Below are 3,019 nucleotides of genomic sequence, written 5' to 3'. Positions count from 1 at the left end.
GCCGTACCCCCGCGTAACCCCGGCGTACGCGCGATCAGGATCCGAGCCCGGCGGGCTGCTCGACCCCGCCCGGTGCGCCGCTCCCGGCCGGCACGGCCCCGGGGCCCCCGATGGGGGAGCCCGGCACCCCCGCCCGCCGGGTGCGGAGACCGGACGCGCTGACGGCGGCGGCGATCAGGGCGGCGGCCAGCGGGACGACCAGGGCCGCCCGGTACCCGTCGAGGAGGGCGGCCGGTGACGTCCCGTCCGTGGCGGCGACGTTGACGGCGGCCACGGCGGACAGCCCCAGCGCCGCCCCGAACTGGAAGGACGTGTAGAGCAGTCCGCCCGCCACGCCCTGTTCCTCCTCGGCGATTTTGTCCGTGGCCACGATGGTGAGCGGCCCGTACACCAGGGAGAAGGCGACACCCAGCAGGAGCAGGCCCGGGAACATCGCCGCGTACGTCCAGTCCGCGGCGAGCGGCAGGAACAGGGCGTAGGACAGCGAGGCGACGAACAACCCGACGACGATGACCCGGGCGTTGCCGAACCGGGCCACCAGCCTCGGGGTGAGCAGCGGCGAGAGGACCGCGTCCACGCCGATGACGATCAGCGCGAGGCTGGTCTGGAGGGGCGACCAGCCGCGCAGTTCCTGGAGGTAGAGCACGGCGATGAACTGGAAGCCGAAGAACCCCGCGGCGAACAGCAGCCCCGACACATTGGCGCGGACCAGCGACCCGCTGCGGAAGATGCCCAGGCGCACCAGCGGCGAGGTCGAGGCGCGCTCGATGACGACGAACGCGAGAAAGAGCAGCAGGGCCGCGCCGATCGTGACGACGGTCCAGCGGGCCGGGGCGTGCGTGGCCCGCTCGACGCCGAAGACCAGGAGCAGGATCCCGGCGGTGACGGTGACCGCTCCGGCCAGGTCGACGCCCTGTCCGGTGCGGTCGGGGCGCGGCGAGGCGGGGATGGGGGCGAGCGCGGCGACCAGGATGCCGAACGAGAGGATGACCGGGGCGAAGAACACCCAGCGCCAGTCGATGGCGGAGAGCAGCCCGCCGACGACCAGGCCGATGGAGAAGCCGCCCGCGGCGGTGCCCGCGTAGACGAGCAGGGCCTTGTTGCGCTGCGGCCCCTCCGGGAAGCCGGTGGTGATGATGGACAGCCCGGCCGGGGTCATGAAGGCCGCGGCGATCCCGGTCACGAAGCGGGCGACGATCAGCATCCAGCCCTCGGTGGCCAGGCCGCCCAGCCCGGAGAAGAGCAGGAACACCACGAGCCAGAGGACGAACATCCGTCGCCGGCCGAAGAGATCGGCCGCCCGGCCGCCCAGCAGCATGAAACCGCCGTAGCCGAGGACGTACGCGCTCATCACCCACTGGAGCGTGCCGGTGGGCAGATCCAGATCCTCGCGGATCGCGGGCATGGCCACGTTCAGCATGGCCACATCGATGCCTTCGAGGAAGATCGCGCCGCACAGGACGAACAGCACACCCCAGGCGCGTCCGGTCATGCGGTCACTGCTCGGTCTCGAAGGGGACGGTGATGAGGACACGGGACTTCTCCTTGTGCGCGGACGAAACGGGCATGGCGAACAGCCGCCAACAGCGGTCGGGTGAAACGGGGTTCGCGTGCAATGGCCTCAAGCAGCGCGAAAGATAGGCGAGTTACCGGTCTGCCGGTCGGTTCCCTCTTGTAACCACTTGAAGCTTGCGGCACCGTGGGGCGGTATGGAAGAAGGCACTTCGAAGTCACCGAGTCACTGCGTCGATACCGACGCCGGCCCGGACTACGACATCAGCCAGTGGGACGTCCGCGAGGGCTGCGAGGTCCGGCAGATCCTCGACCGCGTCGCGGACAAGTGGTCGCTCCTCGCCATCGCCCATCTGGAACGCCGCACGCTGCGCTTCTCCGAGCTGCGCCGGCTGATCGAGGGCATCAGCCAGCGCATGCTCACGGTGACCCTGCGCCAGCTGGAGCGCGACGGCCTGGTGCGGCGCACGGTGTACCCCGTCGTCCCGCCCCGCGTGGAGTACGAGCTGACGGAGCTGGGTGCGACGCTGCACACGACGATCAGGTCCCTCGTCGACTGGACCGAGAGCCACCAGCAGGAGATCGCAAAGGCGCGTGCCGACTACGACAGCCGTAAGGAAGCCGAGGCGGCGTCGGTCTCCTGAGCAGTCTCACCATGTCCACGCGACCGGCGCCGCACTACAGTGAACGGGTGACCACACCTCAGGGGAACGCCGTGTCGCGCGTGGGCGAAGACGACCGCGAGAGCGCCGTGCGGCGCGTACGGGAGGCGTACGCCGAGGAGCGCATCTCGCACGAGGAGATGGACGAGCGCCTGGGCCGGGTGCTCGCCGCCACGACGCGCGCCGAGCTGGCGGTGGCCCTGGAGCAGCTCCCGGCGGAGGACCCGGGCACCACGTCGACGATCGCCGCCGCTGGTGGACGGATCAAGCGGCGGGGCGCCTGGCGGGTGCCCAGGACCCTCAAGGTCGAGTCCGCCTTCGGGAGGGTGCGCCTGGATCTGTCCCGGGCGGTCATCGCGTACCCGGTCGTCGACATCGAGCTGAGCCTCGGCACCGGCAACGCGAGCATCACGGTGCCGCGCGATGCGATCGTCGAGGTCGAGGGCCTGAACACCGGGTGGAAGGACCTCCGTTACCGGCCCCGGCAGCCGAGCCGCCCGGGCGCGCCGCGCTTCCGCTTCTCGGGGGCGATGGGCTACGGGCGGCTGAGGATCCGCCACGCCTGGCGCTGAGGTGCCCACCGGGTGCGCGCGGATCGGGACCTGGCGGACACGGCCTGTTGGTCAGGTCTTCCCATCGCGGCCCTCTCGGGGAAAACTGTGCCTAGCACTGTAGTCGCGCTCCAACTGGGCCTTGACGGTCCGAATGGCGGCTTCTCGCTCGATCACGCATGCAGCCTCCCGCACGGACCCCTCTCCCGGACAGCGAATTCGCCGGGACCGGCCCGATACGACAGGTCTGATGGGTGCCCCTCACGGACACGACCGCCCCGGCCGCCGTGAGCG

3 protein-coding genes are annotated in these 3,019 nt (G+C 71.1%); 2 read left to right on the top strand and 1 reads right to left on the bottom strand.

Translation table 11 applies throughout. From position 1 onward, the window contains the following. Positions 1-34: 34 nt before the first annotated feature. A complete protein-coding gene (locus ACFWM7_RS34735) occupies positions 35-1,492 on the bottom strand; it encodes an MFS transporter (RefSeq protein WP_383268619.1) in 1,458 nt (485 codons plus the stop codon). 217 nt (positions 1,493-1,709) lie between these two features. Between ACFWM7_RS34735 and ACFWM7_RS34730 the strand changes: the two genes are divergently transcribed. After that, entirely contained in the window at positions 1,710-2,156 is a 447-nt protein-coding gene (locus tag ACFWM7_RS34730) for a winged helix-turn-helix transcriptional regulator (protein ID WP_383268616.1), read from the top strand. A gap of 47 nt (positions 2,157-2,203) precedes the next feature. Beyond that, positions 2,204-2,746, top strand: coding sequence for a DUF1707 domain-containing protein (locus tag ACFWM7_RS34725; protein ID WP_383268613.1), 543 nt, complete (start codon positions 2,204-2,206; stop codon positions 2,744-2,746). Positions 2,747-3,019 lie beyond the last annotated feature (273 nt).

Source organism: Streptomyces sp. NPDC058375 (genome assembly GCF_042723425.1).
GTDB classification, from domain to species: domain Bacteria; phylum Actinomycetota; class Actinomycetes; order Streptomycetales; family Streptomycetaceae; genus Streptomyces; species Streptomyces durocortorensis.
Note: the sequence above shows the minus strand (reverse complement) of the source record. Positions and strands in the feature narration are given on the sequence as shown.